The sequence below is a fragment of the Prochlorococcus sp. MIT 1304 genome, assembly GCF_047305015.1.
In the GTDB taxonomy this organism is placed as follows: Bacteria; Cyanobacteriota; Cyanobacteriia; order PCC-6307; family Cyanobiaceae; genus Prochlorococcus_A; species Prochlorococcus_A marinus_E.
Genome location: NZ_CP138974.1, coordinates 191,955 through 214,253, shown reverse-complemented (window position 1 = coordinate 214,253; position 22,299 = coordinate 191,955). Strand labels below are relative to the sequence as shown.

Sequence of the window (22,299 nt, the reverse complement as noted above, 5' to 3'; positions counted from 1 at the left end):
TTTCAATAGATATTTCCTAAATTATATTCTCCAAAAAATTCATCTTTAACATCAAAACACTTAACCAATAAATCGGCATTTTTCGTAATTTTAAAAAAAAGTTTTAAAGTATCTTCTCCAATATTAGATTTATTTTTTAATACTATTTTGAGTGGTTTTTTGCCCCATTTTATAATTTCTTCTTCATTTTGAATCTCTGATAACTTTGGTAATCCATTTTCGAAAATAACATCATATGCTCTTTCTTTTTGTGTCTCTCCAATTACTATTTCGAATATTTTCTGATTGTTTTTACTGGCTTGAAGGATCAGTTTAAAGGGTTTTTCTGTTGGCCATGTTTGACCTTTGCAAAAAATAGGATGCCAAAAGTGTTTTTGCTCTCTTTTATTAAATAATCTTATAGATAACCCTTTGTTTAAAATATCTTTAATTTTTACTCCCGGGGTCATCGCTAAAGCTCCCAAAGCTATTGATTCAATAGGGGGTGGCGATTTTATTTGAATTTTTGGAATTTTTTTTGTTATCCATTCTTTAATCAATGGTATTTGAGTTCCTCCACCAACCAAAACTATTGCATTTAAGTCTTCAACTGTGCAAAATTTACCTCTTGCTTGATTTAATAAATCTTTTAGTAAAGAGTTAAGGTGATTAAGAAAATTATTTTCAATGAGTATTTTCTCAAATATTTCTTTACTAAGATAAAATTCACTTTCGTTATTTTTTTCAGTAAATAATTTTATTGGATATTTAGTTTCATATTTGATTACAGATGAGCTGAGTTTACATTTTATTTTTTCTGCTTTAGAAAGATTATTAATATAGTTATGACCTGGAATAAAATAATCAACGATCCATTGATCAATATCTTTCCCACCAATTTTTGAACCTGCTTTCCCAATTATTTCAGCACACCTTATTTTTTGTTTTGAAATTGAGCTTACATCATTACCTTTAAATTTTAATAGTTCAGCGATTGGACCAGATTTTCCCTCTCCTCCCTCTATTTTGACTATATTCATATCGACTGTACTTCCTCCAATATCTAATGTCATTATTTTTGAGCCAAATGGTACATTTATTCCTAAACTTGCCGCAGTAGGCTCATCAACAAGGGCTATTTCATCTACAGATATTTCCTCGCAAAGGTTAACTAACCATTCTCTGTATCCCCTATATGTATCTATGGGAGCAGTTAAAACAAGTCTTTTAATCTCATACTTTTGCGGAATGTTTGCCCATAAAATTTGAAAAAATTTTTCGCCACATTCATTAGGATTTAAAATATTTTTTTGGTTAATTTTTTCAATAGAATTTCCAATTAATCTTTTAAAGTTCGAATGAAAAAATAAATCAGAATTTGAGTTATCCCTCATTTTTAGAGCACTAATACCAATTTTTGTAATCTTTGAAGGTTCCTCAAACCAAACTGCTGAAGGAACAACTCCTGGAGATGATGTAATATTTGGTATTTCAACTAAAACAGAATTTATATCTTTTTGATCTTGAAAAGCAACAACAGTATTAGTGTTCCCTAAATCGATAGCAAGTGTTCCAGATAAACTTTCTTCCATATGAAATTATTTAAATCAATTAAGTTCTTTTTGTAATTTATGTTTTGAAATGGTCGAATAAATTGTAAAATACATCTTATAGTAAAAAATTTTTTTAATGAACATATCTAACAATGCAGGAATTGATTCTAATGATCTTGCAAAGAGAGGTGAGAGCTTGATAAGAAAATCAACTAATAGATATTTAACTACAGTCAGAATTGCTTTCAGAGCTAAACAAAGACGTTTTGATGATTTTGATGGCTTATTAGAAGAATCAACTATTAAACCCGTTCAAAGGTCAATTATTGAACTAAGTGATGAGCAAGATCAACCAGATTTACTTCCAGGCTAATTTTGGTAAAAGACCAAAAAAGATGGAGATTACTTAAAGATTTAAAAAAAGGCAAATTTTGCTTTTTAATTGGTGTAGACGATTGGTCAATAGAGTTACAAAAAAGTGAATTCAATTCACTGTACCTTCTACTCTTAAGAATTAATGAACAACTATTAGTTATCAAAGATGAACTAATGGATGAAGAATCTATTACTTTAGAATTAGAACAATTACCTTGGTATATCCACTTAGAAGGAAAAAAAAATGAATGGAGTTTAAGGTTTGTTTTTGAAAGTCAAGACCAAACTAGATCCTTCGAAATGTATTGGCCGATACCAATAGCACAAAATTTATTTTATGAAATAAAAAACATGTGGGAATCAATGGATTGAAAGATAAATAAAATTGGAAATTTTTGAAAAAATTTCCCCTTCCCAAAAAAAATTTTTCACAACTTTTCCACAGTATTTAAAAAAAAATATCTGATGATCTTAACCATGTGGAAAACTTCTGATTTTATATAAATCTTTATATTTAAGTAATATTTAAATTTATAAAATTGATTTTTCTGAATCCCCTATTTATGACTGAATTCTCATTATTCTATAACCTGAGACTGTCTCTTAATAATGCTTGTTGACGATTCAGTAATTTTGGAGAAAACTACATTTTGTAGAATTAAATTCCAATAAACTTTTTTCAACATGCAAGAGTTAAATTACGACAAAAATTCAAAAGTATTAAATCATAAAGATGAAGTAATAAGTTTCAAATGTGAACTTCAAGAAAATCTTCAAAAGGCTATGAAAGAATTTGTGGAGGATCATCCTAACTGGGATCAATACAGAATACTACAAGCCGCTATTGCTGGATTTTTGATGCAAAAAGGATTTCAAAATAGGGATTTAACGAGACTTTATATTGGCAATATGTTTTCAATGAATTTTAAGGATTAAAAATTTTTTATATTTTTTCTAGTAGTATTTTTGCAGTATCATTTCTGACAGGTAATATAGATAACCTATTTCCTTTTTTTACGACTAATAACTCATCCTCATTAAATAAAATCTTTAATTCAGGTAAACTTAAAATCTTATCTGATTTAAATTTATATTCTACTTTTACACAATCCCACCTCGGATTATCAGGTTTCGATTTTGGATCAAAATATTTTGAATCTTGATCAAATTGAGTAGGATCAACAATATTTAGATCTATTACCTCCATAAGTCCCACAATACCTGGGGGTTTACAATTCGAATGATAGAAAAACACTTTATCTCCTTTATTCATTTTTCTCATAAAATTTCGAGCCTGATAATTTCTTATTCCATCCCATAAAGTTACACCGTCATTTTTTAAAGTATCTATGCTGTAAGCATCAGGCTCACTTTTCATTAGCCAGTAATTAGGTTCAGTCATAGTCTATAATTTGCGGGAATTAGGGCTGCTGGTATGGTGCTGGTATGGCATTTTGTTAACTTTTTTAGAAAGTCAGCTAAATCCAAAGCGTTTTGTTTAGTTTATCGAAGATATTTGGTCTAAGAAAGTTTAGAAAAATATAGAAACAGATCGCTTGAAGTAAACTTTTTTTGAAATTAACAAACCTTGTATTTGCAATGCTTTTCAGGGAATGAGAGAGTCTTTTATACCAGCAGATTGTCAAATTTATACCAGCTAGGCATGTAAAACCCAGTCATAGACTAGGTTGAATGCTCTCTCTATAGAACTACGTACCAGATCCTCAAGCTGCTTCTGGAGCAAATATTCTGCTGTTCTCTCTCCAATATCTACATCCTTTAATGAGATGATCTCCTTGAGGAATAAGTTTTTGATGAAAGGGACAGGTAAGGATGGTGACACAAGAACTTGTCGTGCTGTACCTGAAGTGATTGCAAGTAATACAAATCTTCCGTCGTTTTCTTACCAATATTTCGTCCTCTAGATAATCCCATTCCTGCAAGTCCTCCATAATTATATAGTACAAGTGTACTAATATTTATAGCATCGGTAAAGGGCAAGAGTCAACAAGCTTATTTGCTCTTCAAAAGGATAGCTCTTGCTTTATCCCATCTACGCTCGAAAGGCTCTTCTCTACTTGATTCTTCTATCTGATTGCCATACTCATCTACACCGTTGTAGTACACGTCTAGAACGTACTCTACAAAGGGTTTAAGGGCTTTTATACTCTTAGATTTAACGAGCTTTGTAAACGCTTCCATCGACCTCTCAAGCTTGTCTCTCTGAAGGTTCTGTACCCACATTGAACCCTGATGATGATAGAGAAGAACCTTCACTACTTCGTCGTAGGAAAGCCAAGGGTGAGCTTCTTTTATTTGTTGTGTTCTGTCCATTTGTTTTTTATTTAGTTATTAGATAGGTTGTTATTAATCTTTTAAATTTCTTTGAAAATTCGAAGGGGGTATGGGGGTAACCTTGTTCTTCTTAATGATTTAATCTTCTTCAGAAATTTATTTAAAAAATTACTATGCAAATAATTGCAATTATTATTATTGGTTTAGTTGTATGGCATATTTTTCGAACTATTCGTAAAAATATCCGACGCGGCTTAAATAGAAGATGGGATCAGATAGATTTTATAGTTACTGATGGAAATACTTTTGGTAAGAAAATAGCCGATAATCTTATGAATAGTTATCCACCATTTCCCAATATGAAAAATTCGGAGAAATGGGCAAGTGAGGCTACCCGTTTGAATTTTGTAATTGGTTTATTATTAAGCTCAAAATGTTTAGAAATTAATATTGGATCAGATATTAACGAAATTTCAATAGAAGGAGATTTCTCTAAACTTGATCCAATTACAAAAGAATTCTTATCGCTCTCCAAATCAATTTCTCAGAAAGAGTTAGCAAAGGGATATTTTGTGGCTTGGGAATTAGTCAGATCTTCACTAGAAATAAAAGGGATAAACTTTACGAGAGAAACCAGTACTAATATGCTTGCAGATCAAATGTTTTAATTTCAAAAATATATTGGGCAAATGAATTTTAAAAAGCTTTTTTTTCCATCTATAGACATTCTTGATTTTGTAGCTTTAGGGCTTTTAATATATTCTTTTTATATTAAATTTTATCCTTTCATTTTTATTTTCCTTCTTCATGTTTTTGTGTATAGATTATCTTTCTCTTTTGGTGAAGGAAGAATAAATAAATTTATTAAATTTACTAACCTTCAAAACTACAAAGTTTCTGGGTTACTGAAAAAAACTTTATACATAATTGCGTGGTCATTAATTATTGCTTTTGTAGTTTTAAAATTTAACCAAAGTACAAATTATATTGTCACTTTATTTTTGCCAATAGCACTTGCAATTGCAGTTGCTTGTAAAGAATGTATTTTAGCTGTAAATTTTCTGATAGAAAAAGGCTTGTTTAATGCACTCCTTTTAAACGAAAAGTTTTATCTTTTAAAAGGGACACAACCGGCACCAGATTGGTATTTTCTTGAGGCGGCTAACATGGCTGGTAATTATTCTGAAGAACATTTTCCATCATATGAATTAGCTAAAAAAGCTTCCAAAAAATATCAAAAAGAAGCCCAAAAAAATGGAAAGAAATATACAGAAATAATTTATGAGCAAAGATGTTTGCCTAAAGGCGTATATTTTATTGGCGATCCTCTAGAAGTTATTGATGATTATGAAAATAAGGAAAAATGGCAACCTGAAAAAAATGATGTTTTGCAATTGGAGGATGATACATATTTCGCTATATTCAAAGCTGCTTTAGGACCGGGAGAATATCCAGACGAAACAGGAAATAAATATTACACAAAATCAGGCGATATAATTATTTACCCTCTTAGTCTCCTTGATGAAGAAAAATGCTGGAATTTAAGTGATAAAAATAAAGCTCAAATATTCAATTTTAAATATGCTGTTGATGTTGGTTACGATAGACAAACTGTAGGGTCTATTGATTGTGGATCTGTTCTTATATTTACTGGTGAAGATAGATGGATAGAGTGATAAAAAATTATTAGTTTAATTATTATTGATTTAACAGATATATTTTCTCTATCTCCTCTCATCCTACCTCTACTACTAATTTGTATATCACATATATATAGTTAAAGTAGTTAGTGGTAGTAGTTAGAAGTGATATCAATAAGGGATATCCAGCTAACAGTATTTTAAAGGGAGATTTTATTCTCCTTCCCTCTAATAGGGTGCCCTCGTTCTAAACCTAGTTATAGTTTGACTTTTTAAGTCTAGTTAAAGAGTTAGTGGTAGTACTTAGAAGTGATATCTTTCAGGGATATCCAGCTAAGCTTGTTGTATTAAAGAAGACTTGTTGTATTTATAATCTTCCCTCTATTAGCCCGTCATTACTCCTCTCCTTATAAGCCCGTGATTACTCTCCCTCTATTAACCCGTCATTACTCCTCTCCTTATAAGCCCGTGATCGGTCACTTCTCCTTATAAGCCCGCCATTACTCTCCCCTCTATTAGCCCGCCATGGCTATTTTTAAATTAAATATTGTCAAAAAATTGAAGTTGGTATATATTTATTTTTAAGTCAAAGAAAGACAAGACCCATTACCAAGCTGTTGACTCAGTTCTCTGCTCTGATGGAGCGTCAGTATTTCGAAGAGACCATCTATATCTCTAGCAATATCAATTTAAAAAAAGGAGGTGAATTCTCATGTCAACTCTTCACTCTAAATACTTAGAGGAAGATTTTAGAACAATAGAAGCATGTAAAAAGTATCTCTTACCAAAACAATTTGGTGATAGGAAATACTTTACTGCTTACATCAGAAAGGCAACCCGTCAAGGAATTCGGCTTGATGATTCAGTTGTTCTTGAAATCTGGATGGCGAGAAAAAATGCTAAAGAAGCAGGATTTGATCGCATCTTTCAGAACCAAAGAGCTAATGAAACTTTAGTTTCTAAAAATCTCGGAAAGTTCTCAAGGCTTTGGCAAGAAGCTTTACTTAAAAGTGAGTACAACAACCAAATGCCTTCTTTTTCTGGACTCGTTACCTCATAAAACGATGGCAACGAAAACAGATATTATGCCTGTCTTTGAGACAGTCATTCTTAGCGGTATCCTTTACCATATTCGTGATGGGAAGAGAAATGGATACACTGTAGGGAGGGTTAAAAGGGAGCCTTCCTTCAACGGTATTTGTCTCTTTCCTAATGAATCATTTCCTTTGTCAGAGGTTGAAAAATACATTGGCAAAGAAGTTGTTGTTAAAGCTAATGAAAAAGGTCAACTTCGAACCTCTTTAGTAATGCAAAAACTTGAGAGCTTGGAAGAGAATGATGAGTTAATTGCTGTGGGACTTCAAAACTTTGAAAAAAGATTATTTGAATTTCTGGAAGCAAAATTTGACGAAGTCATGAAAGAACAAATTTTAACTAATTTAGATATAAATAAGTTAAGAAGAGTTTTCCATCTTTGGAACAGCGATGATGACAATAATGGTCATGCAATACCTAACGATTAAGTGGATAGTGAAACTGAAAAAGTTTTAAAAAAACTTTTAAAGACTTCTAAAACAATTAATAGTTTTAAATGGAGTACCTATCAGGAGCTAAAAACTTTGCTAGTTCAGGAATCTCAACTAATGATCTCATTGGTCATGAAAATGGGTAATGATCTATCTGGAAGAAATAAACGCTTCCTTCGTTAGTAAGTCACGAACCTAAACATTTCGTATTTAAGAGAGCTTAAAAAGCTCTCTTTTTTATTACCACATATAAGGGAATTTACATTTCTTTCCTTCAATTTTAAAGAAGCCTTCCGCGGCACTTATTACCTTTAAATTGTCAGGTTCCGTTCTTCTTTCCCATTCATTTCTTATGTACCAAATATTTTGTCCAAGTTTTGGCATAAGCATTCTTTTCTGCCCCTTTTTACGTTTTTCAACAGGGGTACCTTTAGCTACTTGATTTCCAACAAAAAAGACTGCCAATCCATTCCCAGGATATTTTTGGTGTTTAAAATCCTCCCATGAAATATTGGGATCTTTATCTTCACTAATGGTATATCTATGTCCACCATACCCATTCTGATGAAAGAAACTTATACGATACATTGGATTATTTTTATAGGTAATGCGACCAAACATTCCTAAATACTCACCATCCATTTTGATAACAACATCCTTATCTAACTCGCTAGTTAATGTACAAAGCTTTTCAGCATTAATTGGTATAGGTAATGAAAGAAATGCTAGTAAAGGAATGAGGAACTTTTTCAATCTAAATATCCTCGATAGTTACAAGTCTTATTTGCTTCATTTGTTTTTTATTGTTGTTCTGCTGTGCAAGCATAATTAGTAAAGGTATAATTCATTTTCCCCTTCTTAGCGGGTTCATTCCAAGAACTTATTTTTAAAATATTATTCAAAGCAGAGAGGGGGTCTTCTTCACTTTTTATAAAATAGTTATTGCTTCCTCTTGCAATAGCAGTTTTTCTACTTTCACAATCAACAACAAACCAATTTTTAATTGAGTTTCTCCAATTTCTATCCCAAGTATTAAAAGTAAAATAATTTTCTGGAGTTAATAATGGTTCTTCATATTTTGGAAGGAAATATCGTCTAAAAACAACATAATACATTCCAATTTTTTTCTTATCTTTTGCAAAACCATAATAATTTTTCCCATCAGATACAAAATCCCAATCTGAGTTATCAAATAAAATCAAACTTTTATTTACCAAATTCTTATATTTCTTCTTGTTTGCCAATTTTTGAGCTTTAAGTTCTTCATCTCTTTTTTTCTTATCTTCTTCTCTTTTTTTCTTTCTCTCTAATGCATTTTTTTTCTCAAGAGCAAGCTCTTTATTTATATTTCTAATGCACCTTTTATATATTTTTTCAGCAGTAAATCTATTATCGGCTCTGTTGGATCGATCTAAACATTCCTCTATACCCATGTCTGAAACCCCTAATTCAGGATTAAAAAAAGAAAATCCTCCAATCAAAATAATTACTGAACCAGTGCCAAGAACTAAATTCGGATTTGTGTTCCAAAGTTTTTGTAAAAAATCTTTCACTGTAAAAATTTTTTGATTGTTATTAATTGTTTGATGTTAAATGGAACTGCCTTTACTATCAAGACTGAGCTAAATATAAAAATCATTTGAATTTTTTATTGTATGCCTTAATTTCTGATTTAGTAAGTTGTCTTTGACTACATAAATAACCTTTGTCAGTTTTACGAATATCGATTGGAATTAATTCTGGATTTTTAAAGTAGTTATCTCCTTGTCCTTTTAAATTGATTTTTTGAATATTTCCTCTTACATCCATACGCCAAACTTGATGATCTGCTTGCCCGTCTTGGCACCTTTCTTCAATATTTATTCTTCCGAAATTAATTATATAAACTACTCTTGCTTGAGCTGATGGTATTAATTCAAATAAAAGACATAAGAGTAAAAAGCGTTTCATTTCGTTATCTTACCCAGCCATCTTTAGTACATTTTCCATATCCATGATCGTGAGAACTATATCGAAGATATGTAGGTTTAGGGTTAGCTTTATTTACAGCTTGTATATGCTCTTCTGAACAGAAGTATCTTTCTGTTCCATATCTATTAACTTTGATAATGTCTTTACTTATAATTTCTGCTTTTTCATTGGTCTTTATCCAACATCCTTGAGAAAGAATATCGCACTTATGTTTCTCAGCAGGAGGAATACCATTAGTAAACCAATAATAATAACCTTCAGAATCAATTATTCCTGACCATGAACTTGGCGGTCTTTCGGTTGTATAAATAGTATATTTTTCTGCCAATACAGGACTAGCAAATAATAGAAGTGTAAGAAGTAAGCGTTTCATTAATCCCATTTCTTATCCGTAGGTAACCAGTCATTATTTATGTAATATTTCCAATCTGCTTTTGCCTCTTTTATTTTTAATTTAAGCTCTTTTGTTATTTCTGGAGGTTGGTTAGGAAGCAATTTACCAGTTTGCTCAACAACATATTGTTTTAAATCTGCATTTGGATTGTTCTCTAAATAAAATCTTTTACACCAAGTATTTTTTTGATCAATCAACCATCCCTCTTTGGTTTCATCACTTAAAAAGTCTGGTTCTTTATTCTTAAGTATTTTCTTTTGGGATTTAGATATCTTTTTTTTATCTGCAATATATTCAGGTTTATATGGTTGCCAAATTGAATAAAGAAATCCTTTATCTTCATTTGGTTTATTTGATAGACCAGCCCATAATAATATCGCCCAAAAAACACTATCTCTTGCTAAGACTCTTGATAATATCTCTATTGATTTTCCATTTCCTTGTGCCTCTTGAAATAAAGAGATAAAACCAATAACGCTAAAAATAAAAATTATTAATATTCCATATGCGAATATTCTCCTTCTCAAATATGAAGCTTTAGGACCTGTATTCCCAGATATTTTTTGAATTACCCAAACAACAAAAGGAATTAATGAGGCAATTAATATATTTAAAAGCATCTAGATTATGGCATTCAAGAAGTACATTAATGGTAAATCAGTTGTCAATAATATTCTTTATTAAAAGATTTCTTAAATAGGATCCTATCTCTCTGAACCATTAACCCAACCACCTGATCTACATTTGCCAGAATTGTTGATTTCGTAGCTATCGCACCAATAGCTATTTAAAGCAAATATAACATTACTTTTAATCCTTTTAGCCCCACCTGCAACAGGCAAATAATGTATACCTTTTTTTGTATTTAATTTCTCTGAACAAGAGAAATCAGGACCGCACATTGCGTATGCTATGTCATCTTCATTTACATAAAGTATTGCTCCTGTTCCAGTATTTCTCCAATAAGGTATTCCAGGCAATCCAATATCTTTTGCTTTTCGATGATGGCGCGCAACTCTTGTTTTATTAGATTCAAAGACATATTTCCACTCTACTTTTGGCAAATTAATAAAAAAAACCCAAAAAATAATGGGACTATACAAAGCACCTACCCAAGCCCAAATTCCATATTTTTTACTATTTTGGCTTGGGGCATAAAAAATGAGTAACTTATTTTCTAATTTTAGATACACTGTCAATCATGATAACCAACTTTAGAAACAATATTTCCTGAAACGGGATCGGTAACTCCAAGTTCAGGAGATAACTCTTCCATAAATCCTCTAACCTCATCAAGATGAGCAATCATAGCTGGCCTTTGATCTGCAATAGCTTCTGCATTTTTCCAGATCCCAACAAAACAGTAATCATAATCTCCAGTTTTTGCGATATATCTTTGAGTCATCCCCTCAAAAATTGTTTTATCTATTACTTCAAAATACTGATCTATACAATCTGACTTTAATTTAAATCGAACAACATTCATAAAATTTTGAGCAGTCATAAAAAAAGGAGCTAACTGCTCCTTATTTTAGTTTGAATGTAAATAAAAAAATTGATTTAAGATTAAAATTTATCCTTCAGCGGGAATTAAAATTGGAACATCTTTTGCTCCAATTGCTGCGAACCAAACTATTGCGTTATCAGTTTTTGCATTTCCCATTGTATGTTTTGGTGTCTTTGGACCAACTATAAAAGTATCCCCTGCTGTATAGGTAAGATCTTCCATCCCTTGTCTTTTGACAACAATCGTACCTTGCTCAACATTGCCTAATAATGGAATTGGATGAGAGTGGAGCGGAACTATCCCTCCTTCAGACAACTCGACTCTTTGTAATCTTATTTCTGCTTTTCCTTTTGGGTATTTAAGAGCATCTCCATCCATAGTCTCAGAACCTACAAATACTTCTTGTACATCAACAGGAGATTCTGCAGCTATTGAAATACTAGGGTTGATAAGCATTAATGCAAAAACAAATGCTATGAATAGATTTTTCATGATCAATTTGAATTTCTAGAAAATTATTTAGACTTATAGTATTTATTTTTTTCTTTTTTGTCAGTACTTGATTTGACTTTTTAAGTTATTTAATCTTTATAAATTATTAGTGCAGACACTGATCAAAATCATTCTCTTGGACTTTATTAATTTAATTCTTTCATCAATAAATTCCAACCTATTAATGATGCATCCTTATGGAAGGATTCTCTTTCCTCACACATAAAACCATGATCAGCTCCTTTAACTTCGACATAAATAAATCTCTCTTCTAACGGATCTAGTTTTTTAAATCTTTTTTTTATTTCTAATCTATCTTGTAAGGGAATTAAATCATCTGAAGACCCGCATATGAAGTTTAATTTGCCGGAAACTTTTTCCAGTAAATCTATAGGTGCAAAATTAGTATCCTTTCTTGGCGCGGTTACACCTGCCCCATAAAAACAAAATGTAATATCTATTCCTTTTAAGGAAGAGGCTATGACTGCTGCATGACCCCCAAAACAAAATCCAACAATTGAAATTTTCTTTTTTGGATATTTTTCTTTAACCCAATTTAGAGCTGCAGAAATATCTTTAATAATATTTTTTGAAGTGGTTAAATTTTTATGATGCCTTCCTAATTTCAAATCTTCTTCTCTATATGATAAATCTAATTTTGGAGCTGTTCTACCATAAAGAGGTAAGGCTAATACAGGTACATTTTGTTTGGCTAATTTTTCAGAAAAACTCCTTATCCAGTGATTTATCCCAAACACCTCTGGTAAAACTATAGATATATATTCACACTCACTATCTGAATCTACCCACCAAGATCTAAGAGGTAAATCATCACTATAAACGTTTGTCCATTGACCTTTCATTTGTGATTACATAAAAAGTTTTTGTCAAAAAAAAGAGTTATTTTTTCTCTTAGTTTAGATCGATAGTAATTGTAAATTTTCCTTATTCAATTTTATAAATTAAATCTTAAATTTATGTAGATAAACTTATATTGAACTCGTTTTTATATAAGTTATATAAATCGAATTAAGTAGTCTTTTTTACCAATTGAATACACCTGTTGTTAAATAAATATATTTGTCCTTGAAAAGCTCCTAAAAAATACTTTTTCTTGAAATAAAGATTGACAAGACATTCATAAAAAAAACTTTTATAAAACATTAACTTCTTTTATGAATTATGTTTCTAACCAACAAGACTCGTTTAAAAATTAAGGATATCGTAAAGAGGATTTCATTAGATGAACATGTTGCATTGGAAGAAAGAATTTATGTAGAAAAGTTTGCAAAACATAATTCAACTATATGGACATGGCTTAAGAAAGCTAATAGCTTGAGGAGATATGGCAAACAAAAATCAGATGGAGTAAATGGACTTATCCAGAATCTTGGCCTTGATGGTTTAGAAACTGAAAATCATTTTGATCCCAAAAATGATGATCTTGCTGATTGGTTTAGTGGATCTCCTGATTGGGTGAGAAGGAGCTAATCGAACTTCGTTTAAAATAAATTAAGATTAATAATGAAAAAAGGGAACTTTCTTAACTTGTCTTGGAGCATAATCACAAATTCCGAATTGCATACATTCCATTTGAGCATCAGTTAGTTTTCTCTCAATTGATAACGTTTCAAACAAACTACCAAATGCATGTTGAATTTTATTTTTAATTAGATTTCCGCAAGTCATAATTAACCCCCTTTTTTAGAAGTTATCTAGTATTGTTTTATATAAGAAGCAAGAGTTTTAATACCTAAAATACAGACTATAAAATAATCTTTTTTAAAATATTTCACTAAATTCATAATCAGTATTTTTGCTCTAGGAAATTTTAATAATCACCATTAAATTAGTTCCATTGATTGGAGGTTTCACTTCATGAGTACTTACAAAACGAAATACTTTAAAAACACAAAAAAGATCAATAATACTCTTTGGTTGGATAAATTAATTAATCAACTTGAAAAAAAATCAAAGGGAGTTTAATCATGAATACATTTAGAAATAAACACTTCAAAAATGAATTAGACCCCAAGTATGCCTTCTATGACTGTCTTCGTAGTTGCGAAATTAATAGTAATTCTGAAAAGTCTTTAGAAGAATGCGTCGAAAATTGTGAACCTAGTCCAGTACCAAAGAATCTCGATTGCTAAAAATAGGAATTTAAACTCTATTCAATACCTATTTTGACTTTGTAGGGTTTTTATATGAATTTAAGGAGGGTAATCTTATGACCAACCTCGCAATTGAGCTACTTCTTCTAATTGTAGTTTTAGTTACTTTTGGAGCGATCCTTACCGCTAAAATTTATTCACAATCAGTAAAAGAAATTCAACGTAAGAGATTATTTTGTAGTGAATCTATAAGTAACCCATATTGTGTTTTTTGATAAATTAATTCCAAACTAATAACTCTTTAAACAGAAATCTAATATTAAAAGTTAAGGTCCATCAAAACTAAAAATAAGGTGTATATGGTACTTCTGTTTTTAATGAATCTCCGTAGTAACTTTCAGCTGACTTTACCAAGATCCAATAAATAAAATTCAGAAATGATTTTTCCATAGGAAAATCTATACCTTTACTAATTCAAATCAGAATTTCAGATAAAAACATCGTAGAAAATACTTAATTGAGGAGATTAAGATTTCCTTATTTGTTTAGTTTATGAGGGATAAATTCTTTTTTTGAATCAAGAAATTTATCTCTGATAGGTTGATTTAAAACAATGCTCCCTTCTTTTCCAGAGATTGACCTATGATAAGTTCCGATAGGGATTTCAAGTGCTCCCATAGATCTTTTTAGATAAATCACATGATGGGGCTCGTCCCGAGTTGGATTTATCAAAATAAATTTTCGCTCACCAGCAATAACTAAATTGTGATCAATTTGATGATTGTGCACATAGTACTGTTCATGCTCAAATTCATCTGGAGGAGATATAGCCTCTCCTGAATGAATAACAACATCACAACCATTAGTTGAATCTAAGCCTGCATCAAAAAAAGTTACTTTGGGAGTTTCTCTAAAAATAGTTGTAGCACAGAATTTTAATTCCATAATTCAACCTCTCCGCTAATGAATTAACAAATACGATTAGAATTTATTTGCAAACAATAATTATTTATTTTTGGTTAATTGCAACAAACTAAACAATCTTCCTCAGATGGATAATTTATGCAAATTTTTTTAAAGTTTTTTCTAAAGTTTGCGTTTTCCTGACGTAATCAAGATCTTGTAAATCTTTTTTGGGAACAGTAAATTGTGTTTGTAGTTTCATTTTTCCCCCTTAATGTTGTTGCCTGTAACCATTCCAAGTTTGATTCAATCTTAATCCAAGATATGAAATTAAAATTGTCCAAAAAAGAATTTCTAAACTTAAATTAGTCATCTACTTTCCTCCTTTTTAATAACTGAGATTTAGTACGGATTAGATATAAAAACAAGCGTAAGAATACCTAAAAATTGATCAAATATTAATCACAATAAATTTTGCAATGATTATTAGTAGGATGCGCAATGCATTCTTGCTCTCAATATTTTTTTAATTCTTTTTTGGGTAATTTAAATGAAATCATGCACTCTCCAAATATCTGAAGTTGCATTTCTTAGGGCAGTGAACGGAGTGGTAAGTCTCATAAAACCTCCTATATCTCTACTCCTTAATTATCCTCTGATTCAACTGAAATTAATAGAGTATTATTACCCGAGTATTAGTGCTTTGTGGTTGTCACGACTATCATTTTCCATTGAGTAGGAGTAGAAATAATTTAGGAGTCAAAAGCACTTCATCGACTTTATGGACAGCGAGGTGCATAAGACTCGAAGAGGGCAAATATATGCCCTCTTATTTTTTAGGTATTAGCACTCTTGATTTTTTTATTTGAGAGATACTAAAAATTAGCGTTTCCTTTTAAAAGTAAAGTATGCAAACCCACCAAGCAATAAAAGACTCACAACCCCATAAGTAATCGCTATGCCGTAGATGTAAGTCATTTATTTATAAAGATATAAGCAGAATATAAATAAATTAAGAAAACTCCAATAGCTATGGAACTTCCATAAATAAGAAAGTTCCAAAATCTATATAATTTAGGTTTTTTAAATTCTTTTTCTTCTTCTTTTGTAATCATTTATTTTCTTTTTCTTTTCTGGCAGCATTACCTTTTGCTCTTAATACCAAAGTTATCGTAAGGGCAGCGCTTAATATCACAGCATCAATTAATAGGTGCGGAGAAATATTCATCAGCTGAAAAGAGAAATAAGAAGAGTCATTATCTTTTCAGCAATAAATCTATTAAACATTAAAAAAGAGGGGTTTATCCCTCTAAGTTTAGATCGACTGTCAATCATAGTCTATTTAGCTTTTTAGCTTCTATAAAAAAAGTATTTTATTTAGCCAGAGCAAGAGAAGGCACCTGTAAGAATATTTTTAAAAATTGGTGCTTGACCCAAGGTATACAAAAAGAAAGTTGATGATGCCAGAGTAATAACTATTTTAGAAGCCCTGTTAACTTTCAAATTTGAGACTTTTGCAAATGCAGAATTCATTTATTCCTTAATTAATTGATTTCATAATAGCTGCAAAAATTAAATATTCAGCATCAATATTTACCAAAGAATAATTTTATTGCTCCTTTTTCTCAGCTTTCATTTTTACTAGCTCAAATTCTTTTTTGGAAACTATTCTGATTTTGTAAGCTGGATATCTTGTCTTCCACCATTTATTGATCGAAATAGCTACTCCTTCTAAATTTTGGGTACAAATATTGACCCATAGAATCTTAGTTTCAACTTCTTTGTAGAATTCCCAACTTGTAGGTGAAGCCATTAAAAATCGCAAATGAAAAAAATCAATAAATTATGGGAAATGGTGCATAAGCTAAAATTTTTGTTTTTTATAAGAGGATTTACTTTAAGATATACAGTTTTCATTAAGCGGTAATAAAAACTTTAAACAAAAGATTTAAATCACTTTCGACTTTTAAGAAAGTATTACTTGAATTTTATAACGAGTTTCAATTAAAAAATATCTCCGCAAAGAAGGGGCCAAAAATTGACCCCTCTTGGTGAAACTCTTCCAAAGAAACACCATTAAAATCTTACTCTGAAAGTTGCAAAGTTAAACAAATTAACAAAATCAAGATTAACAATTTATGCGGCCTTTTTAAAAGGGTTCATATTCCTTAAAAAGTTATTACTTTTGCGAGTACTCATTTTTCTATATCTTTGATTTATATCCAGGATATACTTTCTAGCTTTCTTATCAGTTTCAATTTTCTTTTTTCGAAGACGTAAAGCCCTTAAATCTTCTATTGACATAAGGCCATCATATTCATTGAAATTTAAATGATCAAATTGCATCAGTTTAAGAAATTAAGTTTCTTCTTTAAGTGCAAGATTAACAACCTTATCTTTATTTGCAATAGAGATAATTAACCAACTTAACTCAAATTAGTTATTCAATTTTCAGAAAGCTAAGAATTTAAGTATTAAAAACTTTCTAAAATCAAGAAAAACTTTTTATTGAATTAGATGGAACTTCTACAGATACAAATGATTCTCCATAATGAGATTCGGCTGATCTTATTAGTAACAAGTAAAATAAATTTACTAAAGCTTTCTCCACGAGGATTTAGTGACTAATTTAAATAAACTCATAATTTTTGTAATAGCTATATACAAAATAAATTTATTAAGTAATCAAGATTTTTCTCACAAAGCATATATTTATATTATGAGATAAAAATTTGCAATCTCTGACTTTTGGCAGCGGACTAAATCCTCGTGAAGTATTGGACTTTAGCCCGCTCTATTTTTTTATCAAAAGAAAAATAGTACTGCAAGGTAACAAGATCTCCAATTATTCTATTTATTTTGAATAAGCATTTATGGGTTAATTGATCAAAAGTATCTGAGCATATGTTGGAGTTGTTTATTGTATAATTATGCTACAAAAATTCTGTTATATCAATGGATTCAGTATTTTTGCTCATTGATATATTGATTCTTAGAATAATATTATTATTGATGCCTAAAGAAGGTTTAATTTTGAAAAAAATAATTAAATTTTTTAAACTCCTCAAGAGAAGAATCGATATTCTTAATGCAGAGACTGAATTGCAATTTATATTGGATAATAAATAATGGGATTCCCACATTGCCCTATTTGTGTAGTTCTAGCATTTGTTTCAGTTTTTATGGGAGTTACTCGTAGTTATATGTTCTATATTCTTGCTCGGGAGTTTATGAGAGCCGAATCTACTTTTAAATTTAAGTTTAGTTTCTATTAATTGTTGACATCTAAGTATAAATACCATATAAATAGATTGTAGTGAATACTACAAAATCGTCCGATCTACCATCTGATAGACCGCAGTACGACTCAAGCCATAGGACGGGGACTTGAGCAAATTTAGGAGCTGCATCATGGTAAACATGTATTTCAATGGAAAGTCATTCGTATATTGTAGAAAACAAGAAGAAAAGTTGATAAAGCTTACTTATAGAGGATCTATTTATTTGAAATAAGATTTCTAATTTCTTTTTTAAAAAAGTTTGGACATTTATTGACGTTTTTGGATTAAGTATTTATTAATACTTTATAAGAAGAACTTATAGTGGATATATTTTTTGCCTATTTAAAAATTCATATATTCGTATATTTAGTAACGAGAAATTAATTTTAAAATAATTAATTTGTAATTAGATTTTTAAAAGGTTATGCAACCTATTTCTGAGGAACTTTACAAAAAAATAGTTGAGAGTTCTAAAAAATGAGTAACTTACTTATTGCTTTATTGGCTTTAGATATAGGCGTTAGTCTGTCTAAAGTTTTTATTTTCACCTGAAAATCAAATTACTTAGCTTAAAAGAAGCAATTGTTTTTTAAAAAAAGAAATATTTACTGGGTATTCTTTATTTATTTTATTTTATAAAATAAATAATAAAACCAATAAAAGAACTAACTACAAGTAGTAGTACTATTAAAAGAGCTATTAACTTTGCTAATCCCATAAAGATAAATCTGAATTTCCACTAGATCTTTGCATCCAGTGAATTTTCCAAATATTATTTACTTTTTTAAAAATTGACGTAACTGTTGGTAAGTCATCATTAGGTTCCCCTTTGAAAGTAAAATTTCAACCTAGTGTAAAAATGCACATCACTATATTTTCGTTTAAAAATTCGAATCGGTGAATTTTGGTTATTTCTGCCTTTTCTTGAACTATATCACAAGTAATCATTTTTTCGAATCCTTTTGCATCTATTGGATTACCACTCGGTCTTATGAATAAAAAATCTGGAGTCGCATTGTCAACAAAAAATGAGGCCATTTTTTTTTGGATTAGCAAACTCATTTAATAATGAAATTATTGTTTCTTTATCATTCATAAAAAAAGGGACGTAACACTCCTAGTTTAGATCTACTGTTTAAAATGTACAAATCTAAATAGGATAATTCTAAAAAAAATTCGTTAGGATAATAAAAATAATTAGATTTTTAATTTAAATCATGATCAATTCATTAAATAAATTATTACCCGTTGGCAAAAAAGTCAAAAAATATTTGCCTTTTTTTATTGGATTTAAATTACTTACATTTACTGGCTTTCTTACTTATTTAATGAATCGCTAATTGATATAACCATAAAAATAAAGTTTAACTAAATTAAGATCTAGTGAATAAAGAAGAACGAACTAAAAGATTTAAGTCGATGACAAGTATGCAAAGACAAGAATTGATATTAAAGAAGATGAAAGAAAGAGGCATAGAAGTAGGAAGCGGAATTCCTAATAAAAAATACGATAGCAAAGAGGTTTATGAATTAATTAATATTGCGAATTGCTTCCCAGAATTAAGAGATGGAAAAAAAAATATTTAAGTTTCTTAAATTAAGATATCTATTTTGGGTCCCTTATTGCAGCAATAATTAATCCACCTGTCAATCCGAGATTAATAAATACTGCTCTTTGATGGAAAGGGAATAAATGAAAAATTATTGTTGTTGGAATAAGAAATAGTAATAAAAAGACTGAACCGATTTTTTGTTTTTCTCCAAATATGAAAAATCCAGAACCCAAGATAAGACATATAATTGCTGCCACTAGAAGGATAGATGAAATTGTTTCAGGAATTCCTTTTGAAGAAATATATTCAACTGTTCGTTCAAAATCATTTATTTTGCCTGGTATGGCTAAGATAAATATTGCTGAAATTGATACTCTAGAAAAAAAATCTAAAAAAGATTTGATGCTTTTATTTTTCAAAAAAGAGTTTTTCATAAACTTATTATAAGAAAAAAAATTATTGCATTTGATAAATACTTAATTAGTACAAAATACTTTTAAAGTTTTCTTAAAGTGGTTTAAGTCTATTAATAGAAAATATTTTGAATTAATGTGAATTTTTTTAAGGAAATTAAGAGTAATTTATGAATTGTCTTTTTATATTTATGTAATAGTAAATATAATTTAAAAATGTTTAAGAAATTAACTTTAACTTCTTTTTTACTTTTAAGTTCCTTGATAACTGTATATCCTTCAAAAAAAGAAAATACAAATTTTTTCGATTATTGTTATTCTCTAGAAAAAATAATTTCTAGAAATTCAGTTGAAAAGAGTAAGAATCTATCTAAGAATTTTAAGTCTTTAGCAAAAGATATTACTCTATTTGGGACAAACAAAACTAAAGGTAATTTCGCTAATAAGATTATTAATCAGTATAAAAAATCCAAGAATTTATTGATTTTAAACTTTGTTCCTAACCAAATTTATTGTTTAGCAGGATATTGGATTGAGGTAGCAAATCCAGGAAAATTTGAATCAATTTTCTATAACAAAAGCAAACAAAAAATTGATGAATATAAAAATATAAAAAAAGAAGTTGACGAATTTATTCAAGATATTAATCTCGAATATAAATCTATAAAAAAAGAAATTAACGATTATTTTTAAAAGTTAAAATCTTTTTTAAAAATAATAATTGGTTTATTTGTTATTTTGATTTATTAGTATTAGATTCCGAAAGAAAAAATAATAGAATTCCTAAAATGAACAAAATGCCAAAATTGATAAAGAATAAATAATTGTTTTTAAGATATTAAATTTAGCTTACTTTTTGTCATGTACTTATTGAAAGTAATTTTATATATTTCTAAGCCTCTAATTATTTGATTATTATTTTTCAAATTAGTTTCTAGGAAAATTTATTATCTTGACTTTCTTGTTCCACCGTAGGAATAATTATTTTGCTTAGAAGTTTCATTCCAACATTCTTTACAACAAAAAATCCATTCTTTATGAATTATGGATTTAACTCTATAATGAACTTTATCTGGCTTATGACATAAATCACATTTTTTCATTGATCTTTTAATTTTTGATTTTATTCTAGATAATCAAAAGTTTGATTTATAAAAATTCACGAAAAGAATTTTATCGTGTCATTATAAGGTTGCACTCCACATTTCCTGAAGCAAAGCAGTGGTTCTGTTGAGTGCAATTATTTTGTATTTATTTATAGATTTTTTATATTTCAATTATTTTTATTCTGAAGGTATCACAAATACTTGTTTTAAATTTATGAATTATTTTTTTTAGCTTTAATTAAAACAAAAATTCTCAATTATACATTTAAATTAGAACTTTAAAAAGAAACTCACGAATCTTATTTAATAAATTTTATTATTGTGTTATTCATTTCTAATTTTATGAACATCTACCTTTTCTGGATTTTGTTTTTAGCTCTATGGGCAATAGTTCCCTTAATGATTATCAAAGGTAGAGTTGACGAAGCGCCTAATATTCAGACTTCACCAAAAGTTAAAGAAAAGAAAAAAGGTTGGTTTAATTAACAGAATCTCTGAATTATCAGAAATAATCTTTAAAGTAAATTTTTATAATTTAAATTAAAGTTTTTGTAAATTTGATTTATTGAAAGTGAATAATTCAAAAAATAATTTTCTTTATTTGGTTGTACTTGGGGATAGAGCAGAAAAAGCTAATATTGAATTACATGATGTTAGATGGGTTGTTGGCTCTAAAATTGAAGACACATACGATGCTTTAAGAAAGGATTGGTTTGGATCTTCAAAAGGTTTGCATATTGATAGCTATAAAAAAATACAATATATAGATGGCCATAAGATTAATTTAATAAATGTTGAAAAGAATAAAATAGGGAAAAAGCAATTAGTAAAAAAAATAATTCAAAAAAAAAATTTATGGTTTGTCAATATTGGAGGATACAATCCAACTTCTATGCAGGAAAAACATGAATTTGGATTAGTTATAGCTTCAAGTAAATTAGAGGCAAAAAATATAGCTAAATCTAAATGGCTTATTGGGTGTAAAAAAAAGCATAAAGATGATCTTGCATCTTTAGAAATGTTAATTAGTTGCGATGATTGTGAACCAATAAAAAAGATAGGTATTTGGGAAATAGAATTAACTCAAGAAAATAACATTATTGAAGAAAACAACCATCCTGATTGGTATGGTTATAAAAAAATAGACGAGAAATAAAAATTTAAGAAATTATTTTTTGCAAAATAATTTGTATTGCA

Annotated in this window: 36 protein-coding genes and 1 pseudogene; 16 read left to right on the top strand and 21 right to left on the bottom strand. The window is 29.2% G+C overall.

Annotation, left to right across the window (positions count from 1 at the left end; translation table 11 throughout):
- Window positions 1-2: 2 nt before the first annotated feature.
- Window positions 3-1,571 carry an Hsp70 family protein gene (locus SIB45_RS01270; protein ID WP_011863545.1) on the bottom strand — a complete coding sequence of 523 codons (1,569 nt, stop codon included), beginning with the start codon at window positions 1,569-1,571 and terminating at the stop codon, window positions 3-5.
- 97 nt (window positions 1,572-1,668) lie between these two features.
- Here SIB45_RS01270 and SIB45_RS01265 point away from each other — a divergent pair, with 97 nt between their 5' ends.
- The 3 genes from SIB45_RS01265 (at window position 1,669) to SIB45_RS01255 (ending at window position 2,843) form a co-directional block, all read left to right on the top strand.
- On the top strand, window positions 1,669-1,905 hold the full coding sequence (locus SIB45_RS01265) for a DNA-directed RNA polymerase subunit omega (RefSeq protein WP_011863544.1): 237 nt from the start codon (window positions 1,669-1,671) through the stop codon (window positions 1,903-1,905).
- Window positions 1,906-1,907: 2 nt separating this feature from the next.
- Window positions 1,908-2,279 (top strand): DUF1818 family protein, encoded by a 372-nt coding sequence (locus SIB45_RS01260; RefSeq protein WP_011863543.1) that lies wholly within the window; start codon window positions 1,908-1,910, stop codon window positions 2,277-2,279.
- Window positions 2,280-2,591: 312 nt separating this feature from the next.
- Window positions 2,592-2,843, top strand: coding sequence for a DUF2811 domain-containing protein (locus tag SIB45_RS01255; RefSeq protein WP_011863542.1), 252 nt, complete (start codon window positions 2,592-2,594; stop codon window positions 2,841-2,843).
- A gap of 7 nt (window positions 2,844-2,850) precedes the next feature.
- Here the strand turns inward: SIB45_RS01255 and SIB45_RS01250 are convergent, their stop codons facing one another.
- The 3 genes from SIB45_RS01250 to SIB45_RS01240 form a co-directional block, all read right to left on the bottom strand.
- Window positions 2,851-3,309 carry an EVE domain-containing protein gene (locus tag SIB45_RS01250; RefSeq protein WP_011863541.1) on the bottom strand — a complete coding sequence of 153 codons (459 nt, stop codon included), beginning with the start codon at window positions 3,307-3,309 and terminating at the stop codon, window positions 2,851-2,853.
- A gap of 322 nt (window positions 3,310-3,631) precedes the next feature.
- Complete coding sequence (locus tag SIB45_RS01245; protein ID WP_071813384.1) at window positions 3,632-3,859, bottom strand: hypothetical protein; 228 nt, start codon at window positions 3,857-3,859, stop codon at window positions 3,632-3,634.
- A gap of 61 nt (window positions 3,860-3,920) precedes the next feature.
- Window positions 3,921-4,109 (bottom strand): hypothetical protein, encoded by a 189-nt coding sequence (locus SIB45_RS01240; RefSeq protein ID WP_225866353.1) that lies wholly within the window; start codon window positions 4,107-4,109, stop codon window positions 3,921-3,923.
- Window positions 4,110-4,375: 266 nt separating this feature from the next.
- Here SIB45_RS01240 and SIB45_RS01235 point away from each other — a divergent pair, with 266 nt between their 5' ends.
- The 5 genes from SIB45_RS01235 (at window position 4,376) to SIB45_RS01215 (ending at window position 7,551) form a co-directional block, all read left to right on the top strand.
- A complete protein-coding gene (locus SIB45_RS01235; RefSeq protein WP_011863539.1) occupies window positions 4,376-4,870 on the top strand; it encodes a hypothetical protein in 495 nt (164 codons plus the stop codon).
- Between the two features lie 21 nt (window positions 4,871-4,891).
- Window positions 4,892-5,878: a hypothetical protein gene (locus SIB45_RS01230; protein WP_011863538.1), complete on the top strand. Its 987-nt coding sequence runs from the start codon at window positions 4,892-4,894 to the stop codon at window positions 5,876-5,878.
- 676 nt (window positions 5,879-6,554) lie between these two features.
- Window positions 6,555-6,902, top strand: coding sequence for a hypothetical protein (locus SIB45_RS01225; RefSeq protein ID WP_011863537.1), 348 nt, complete (start codon window positions 6,555-6,557; stop codon window positions 6,900-6,902).
- Complete coding sequence (locus SIB45_RS01220) at window positions 6,853-7,365, top strand: hypothetical protein (protein ID WP_011863536.1); 513 nt, start codon at window positions 6,853-6,855, stop codon at window positions 7,363-7,365. Before SIB45_RS01225 ends, SIB45_RS01220 begins: the two co-directional genes overlap by 50 nt.
- Entirely contained in the window at window positions 7,366-7,551 is a 186-nt protein-coding gene (locus tag SIB45_RS01215) for a hypothetical protein (RefSeq protein WP_011863535.1), read from the top strand.
- Window positions 7,552-7,608: 57 nt separating this feature from the next.
- Here the strand turns inward: SIB45_RS01215 and SIB45_RS01210 are convergent, their stop codons facing one another.
- The 9 genes from SIB45_RS01210 to SIB45_RS01170 form a co-directional block, all read right to left on the bottom strand.
- Complete coding sequence (locus tag SIB45_RS01210; protein ID WP_011863534.1) at window positions 7,609-8,121, bottom strand: hypothetical protein; 513 nt, start codon at window positions 8,119-8,121, stop codon at window positions 7,609-7,611.
- A gap of 47 nt (window positions 8,122-8,168) precedes the next feature.
- Complete coding sequence (locus SIB45_RS01205) at window positions 8,169-8,921, bottom strand: hypothetical protein (protein WP_011863533.1); 753 nt, start codon at window positions 8,919-8,921, stop codon at window positions 8,169-8,171.
- Between the two features lie 82 nt (window positions 8,922-9,003).
- The gene (locus SIB45_RS01200) at window positions 9,004-9,318 is read right to left on the bottom strand and encodes a hypothetical protein (RefSeq protein WP_011863532.1); all 315 of its coding nucleotides are present in this window, start codon (window positions 9,316-9,318) and stop codon (window positions 9,004-9,006) included.
- 4 nt (window positions 9,319-9,322) lie between these two features.
- Entirely contained in the window at window positions 9,323-9,712 is a 390-nt protein-coding gene (locus tag SIB45_RS01195; RefSeq protein WP_144038821.1) for a hypothetical protein, read from the bottom strand.
- Window positions 9,712-10,353, bottom strand: a complete 642-nt coding sequence (locus tag SIB45_RS01190) for a DUF1651 domain-containing protein (protein ID WP_011863530.1) — start codon at window positions 10,351-10,353, stop codon at window positions 9,712-9,714. Before SIB45_RS01190 ends, SIB45_RS01195 begins: the two co-directional genes overlap by 1 nt.
- Window positions 10,354-10,437: 84 nt before the next feature.
- Entirely contained in the window at window positions 10,438-10,932 is a 495-nt protein-coding gene (locus SIB45_RS01185) for a hypothetical protein (protein WP_413682135.1), read from the bottom strand.
- The gene (locus SIB45_RS01180) at window positions 10,929-11,237 is read right to left on the bottom strand and encodes a hypothetical protein (protein ID WP_011863528.1); all 309 of its coding nucleotides are present in this window, start codon (window positions 11,235-11,237) and stop codon (window positions 10,929-10,931) included. The genes SIB45_RS01185 and SIB45_RS01180 overlap by 4 nt, the downstream gene beginning before the upstream one ends.
- 69 nt (window positions 11,238-11,306) lie before the next feature.
- On the bottom strand, window positions 11,307-11,732 hold the full coding sequence (locus SIB45_RS01175) for a cupin domain-containing protein (protein WP_011863527.1): 426 nt from the start codon (window positions 11,730-11,732) through the stop codon (window positions 11,307-11,309).
- A gap of 146 nt (window positions 11,733-11,878) precedes the next feature.
- Window positions 11,879-12,595: a dienelactone hydrolase family protein gene (locus tag SIB45_RS01170; protein WP_011863526.1), complete on the bottom strand. Its 717-nt coding sequence runs from the start codon at window positions 12,593-12,595 to the stop codon at window positions 11,879-11,881.
- A 319-nt stretch (window positions 12,596-12,914) separates the two neighbouring features.
- On the opposite strand from SIB45_RS01170, the gene SIB45_RS01165 reads away from it, so the two are divergent.
- A complete protein-coding gene (locus tag SIB45_RS01165; protein ID WP_011863525.1) occupies window positions 12,915-13,223 on the top strand; it encodes a hypothetical protein in 309 nt (102 codons plus the stop codon).
- 27 nt (window positions 13,224-13,250) lie between these two features.
- Here SIB45_RS01165 and SIB45_RS01160 read toward each other — a convergent pair whose 3' ends face one another.
- Window positions 13,251-13,421: a hypothetical protein gene (locus SIB45_RS01160; RefSeq protein ID WP_011863524.1), complete on the bottom strand. Its 171-nt coding sequence runs from the start codon at window positions 13,419-13,421 to the stop codon at window positions 13,251-13,253.
- Window positions 13,422-13,720: 299 nt separating this feature from the next.
- Here SIB45_RS01160 and SIB45_RS01155 point away from each other — a divergent pair, with 299 nt between their 5' ends.
- Window positions 13,721-13,885 carry a hypothetical protein gene (locus SIB45_RS01155; protein WP_187146059.1) on the top strand — a complete coding sequence of 55 codons (165 nt, stop codon included), beginning with the start codon at window positions 13,721-13,723 and terminating at the stop codon, window positions 13,883-13,885.
- Between the two features lie 77 nt (window positions 13,886-13,962).
- Entirely contained in the window at window positions 13,963-14,121 is a 159-nt protein-coding gene (locus tag SIB45_RS01150; RefSeq protein WP_187146058.1) for a hypothetical protein, read from the top strand.
- 262 nt (window positions 14,122-14,383) lie between these two features.
- Here the strand turns inward: SIB45_RS01150 and SIB45_RS01145 are convergent, their stop codons facing one another.
- Entirely contained in the window at window positions 14,384-14,791 is a 408-nt protein-coding gene (locus tag SIB45_RS01145; RefSeq protein ID WP_011863523.1) for a hemagglutinin, read from the bottom strand.
- 508 nt (window positions 14,792-15,299) lie between these two features.
- Between SIB45_RS01145 and SIB45_RS01140 the strand changes: the two genes are divergently transcribed.
- Window positions 15,300-15,488 (top strand): hypothetical protein, encoded by a 189-nt coding sequence (locus tag SIB45_RS01140; RefSeq protein WP_187146057.1) that lies wholly within the window; start codon window positions 15,300-15,302, stop codon window positions 15,486-15,488.
- A gap of 638 nt (window positions 15,489-16,126) precedes the next feature.
- On the opposite strand, the gene SIB45_RS01135 is transcribed toward SIB45_RS01140, so the two are convergent.
- The 4 genes and pseudogenes from SIB45_RS01135 to SIB45_RS01120 form a co-directional block, all read right to left on the bottom strand.
- A complete protein-coding gene (locus SIB45_RS01135) occupies window positions 16,127-16,282 on the bottom strand; it encodes a hypothetical protein (RefSeq protein ID WP_011863520.1) in 156 nt (51 codons plus the stop codon).
- A 76-nt stretch (window positions 16,283-16,358) separates the two neighbouring features.
- Complete coding sequence (locus SIB45_RS01130; protein ID WP_041484723.1) at window positions 16,359-16,562, bottom strand: hypothetical protein; 204 nt, start codon at window positions 16,560-16,562, stop codon at window positions 16,359-16,361.
- A 323-nt stretch (window positions 16,563-16,885) separates the two neighbouring features.
- Window positions 16,886-17,095 carry a hypothetical protein gene (locus SIB45_RS01125; RefSeq protein WP_011863518.1) on the bottom strand — a complete coding sequence of 70 codons (210 nt, stop codon included), beginning with the start codon at window positions 17,093-17,095 and terminating at the stop codon, window positions 16,886-16,888.
- A 1,643-nt stretch (window positions 17,096-18,738) separates the two neighbouring features.
- Window positions 18,739-19,068, bottom strand: a pseudogene (locus tag SIB45_RS01120) (DUF3804 family protein).
- A gap of 345 nt (window positions 19,069-19,413) precedes the next feature.
- Between SIB45_RS01120 and SIB45_RS01115 the strand changes: the two are divergent.
- Window positions 19,414-19,617 (top strand): hypothetical protein, encoded by a 204-nt coding sequence (locus SIB45_RS01115; RefSeq protein ID WP_011863514.1) that lies wholly within the window; start codon window positions 19,414-19,416, stop codon window positions 19,615-19,617.
- A gap of 19 nt (window positions 19,618-19,636) precedes the next feature.
- Here SIB45_RS01115 and SIB45_RS01110 read toward each other — a convergent pair whose 3' ends face one another.
- Window positions 19,637-20,017 carry a DoxX family protein gene (locus tag SIB45_RS01110; protein WP_011863513.1) on the bottom strand — a complete coding sequence of 127 codons (381 nt, stop codon included), beginning with the start codon at window positions 20,015-20,017 and terminating at the stop codon, window positions 19,637-19,639.
- Window positions 20,018-20,212: 195 nt separating this feature from the next.
- On the opposite strand from SIB45_RS01110, the gene SIB45_RS01105 reads away from it, so the two are divergent.
- The gene (locus SIB45_RS01105) at window positions 20,213-20,689 is read left to right on the top strand and encodes a hypothetical protein (RefSeq protein WP_011863512.1); all 477 of its coding nucleotides are present in this window, start codon (window positions 20,213-20,215) and stop codon (window positions 20,687-20,689) included.
- A gap of 254 nt (window positions 20,690-20,943) precedes the next feature.
- Here SIB45_RS01105 and SIB45_RS01100 read toward each other — a convergent pair whose 3' ends face one another.
- A complete protein-coding gene (locus tag SIB45_RS01100; RefSeq protein ID WP_011863511.1) occupies window positions 20,944-21,099 on the bottom strand; it encodes a hypothetical protein in 156 nt (51 codons plus the stop codon).
- Window positions 21,100-21,444: 345 nt separating this feature from the next.
- Here SIB45_RS01100 and SIB45_RS01095 point away from each other — a divergent pair, with 345 nt between their 5' ends.
- Window positions 21,445-21,588 carry a hypothetical protein gene (locus tag SIB45_RS01095; protein WP_187146056.1) on the top strand — a complete coding sequence of 48 codons (144 nt, stop codon included), beginning with the start codon at window positions 21,445-21,447 and terminating at the stop codon, window positions 21,586-21,588.
- Window positions 21,589-21,673: 85 nt separating this feature from the next.
- Window positions 21,674-22,258, top strand: coding sequence for a DUF1543 domain-containing protein (locus tag SIB45_RS01090; RefSeq protein WP_413682134.1), 585 nt, complete (start codon window positions 21,674-21,676; stop codon window positions 22,256-22,258).
- Window positions 22,259-22,299 lie beyond the last annotated feature (41 nt).

Excerpts from the sequence above, each read along its gene's own strand:
- SIB45_RS01200 (WP_011863532.1), bottom strand. The coding sequence starts at position 9,318 with ATGAAACGCTTTTTACTCTTATGTCTTTTATTTGAATTAATACCATCA.
- SIB45_RS01195 (WP_144038821.1), bottom strand. The coding sequence starts at position 9,712 with ATGAAACGCTTACTTCTTACACTTCTATTATTTGCTAGTCCTGTATTG.
- SIB45_RS01140 (WP_187146057.1), top strand. The coding sequence starts at position 15,300 with ATGAAATCATGCACTCTCCAAATATCTGAAGTTGCATTTCTTAGGGCA.
- SIB45_RS01235 (WP_011863539.1), top strand. The coding sequence starts at position 4,376 with ATGCAAATAATTGCAATTATTATTATTGGTTTAGTTGTATGGCATATT.
- SIB45_RS01265 (WP_011863544.1), top strand. The coding sequence starts at position 1,669 with ATGAACATATCTAACAATGCAGGAATTGATTCTAATGATCTTGCAAAG.
- SIB45_RS01270 (WP_011863545.1), bottom strand. The coding sequence starts at position 1,571 with ATGGAAGAAAGTTTATCTGGAACACTTGCTATCGATTTAGGGAACACT.
- SIB45_RS01135 (WP_011863520.1), bottom strand. The coding sequence starts at position 16,282 with ATGAATTCTGCATTTGCAAAAGTCTCAAATTTGAAAGTTAACAGGGCT.
- SIB45_RS01100 (WP_011863511.1), bottom strand. The coding sequence starts at position 21,099 with ATGAAAAAATGTGATTTATGTCATAAGCCAGATAAAGTTCATTATAGA.
- SIB45_RS01240 (WP_225866353.1), bottom strand. The coding sequence starts at position 4,109 with ATGGAAGCGTTTACAAAGCTCGTTAAATCTAAGAGTATAAAAGCCCTT.
- SIB45_RS01095 (WP_187146056.1), top strand. The coding sequence starts at position 21,445 with ATGAACATCTACCTTTTCTGGATTTTGTTTTTAGCTCTATGGGCAATA.
- SIB45_RS01125 (WP_011863518.1), bottom strand. The coding sequence starts at position 17,095 with ATGCAATTTGATCATTTAAATTTCAATGAATATGATGGCCTTATGTCA.
- SIB45_RS01110 (WP_011863513.1), bottom strand. The coding sequence starts at position 20,017 with ATGAAAAACTCTTTTTTGAAAAATAAAAGCATCAAATCTTTTTTAGAT.
- SIB45_RS01230 (WP_011863538.1), top strand. The coding sequence starts at position 4,892 with ATGAATTTTAAAAAGCTTTTTTTTCCATCTATAGACATTCTTGATTTT.
- SIB45_RS01165 (WP_011863525.1), top strand. The coding sequence starts at position 12,915 with ATGTTTCTAACCAACAAGACTCGTTTAAAAATTAAGGATATCGTAAAG.
- SIB45_RS01150 (WP_187146058.1), top strand. The coding sequence starts at position 13,963 with ATGACCAACCTCGCAATTGAGCTACTTCTTCTAATTGTAGTTTTAGTT.
- SIB45_RS01225 (WP_011863537.1), top strand. The coding sequence starts at position 6,555 with ATGTCAACTCTTCACTCTAAATACTTAGAGGAAGATTTTAGAACAATA.
- SIB45_RS01155 (WP_187146059.1), top strand. The coding sequence starts at position 13,721 with ATGAATACATTTAGAAATAAACACTTCAAAAATGAATTAGACCCCAAG.
- SIB45_RS01250 (WP_011863541.1), bottom strand. The coding sequence starts at position 3,309 with ATGACTGAACCTAATTACTGGCTAATGAAAAGTGAGCCTGATGCTTAC.
- SIB45_RS01180 (WP_011863528.1), bottom strand. The coding sequence starts at position 11,237 with ATGACTGCTCAAAATTTTATGAATGTTGTTCGATTTAAATTAAAGTCA.
- SIB45_RS01160 (WP_011863524.1), bottom strand. The coding sequence starts at position 13,421 with ATGACTTGCGGAAATCTAATTAAAAATAAAATTCAACATGCATTTGGT.
- SIB45_RS01170 (WP_011863526.1), bottom strand. The coding sequence starts at position 12,595 with ATGAAAGGTCAATGGACAAACGTTTATAGTGATGATTTACCTCTTAGA.
- SIB45_RS01245 (WP_071813384.1), bottom strand. The coding sequence starts at position 3,859 with ATGGAGGACTTGCAGGAATGGGATTATCTAGAGGACGAAATATTGGTA.
- SIB45_RS01255 (WP_011863542.1), top strand. The coding sequence starts at position 2,592 with ATGCAAGAGTTAAATTACGACAAAAATTCAAAAGTATTAAATCATAAA.
- SIB45_RS01130 (WP_041484723.1), bottom strand. The coding sequence starts at position 16,562 with ATGGCTTCACCTACAAGTTGGGAATTCTACAAAGAAGTTGAAACTAAG.
- SIB45_RS01190 (WP_011863530.1), bottom strand. The coding sequence starts at position 10,353 with ATGCTTTTAAATATATTAATTGCCTCATTAATTCCTTTTGTTGTTTGG.
- SIB45_RS01145 (WP_011863523.1), bottom strand. The coding sequence starts at position 14,791 with ATGGAATTAAAATTCTGTGCTACAACTATTTTTAGAGAAACTCCCAAA.
- SIB45_RS01105 (WP_011863512.1), top strand. The coding sequence starts at position 20,213 with ATGTTTAAGAAATTAACTTTAACTTCTTTTTTACTTTTAAGTTCCTTG.
- SIB45_RS01175 (WP_011863527.1), bottom strand. The coding sequence starts at position 11,732 with ATGAAAAATCTATTCATAGCATTTGTTTTTGCATTAATGCTTATCAAC.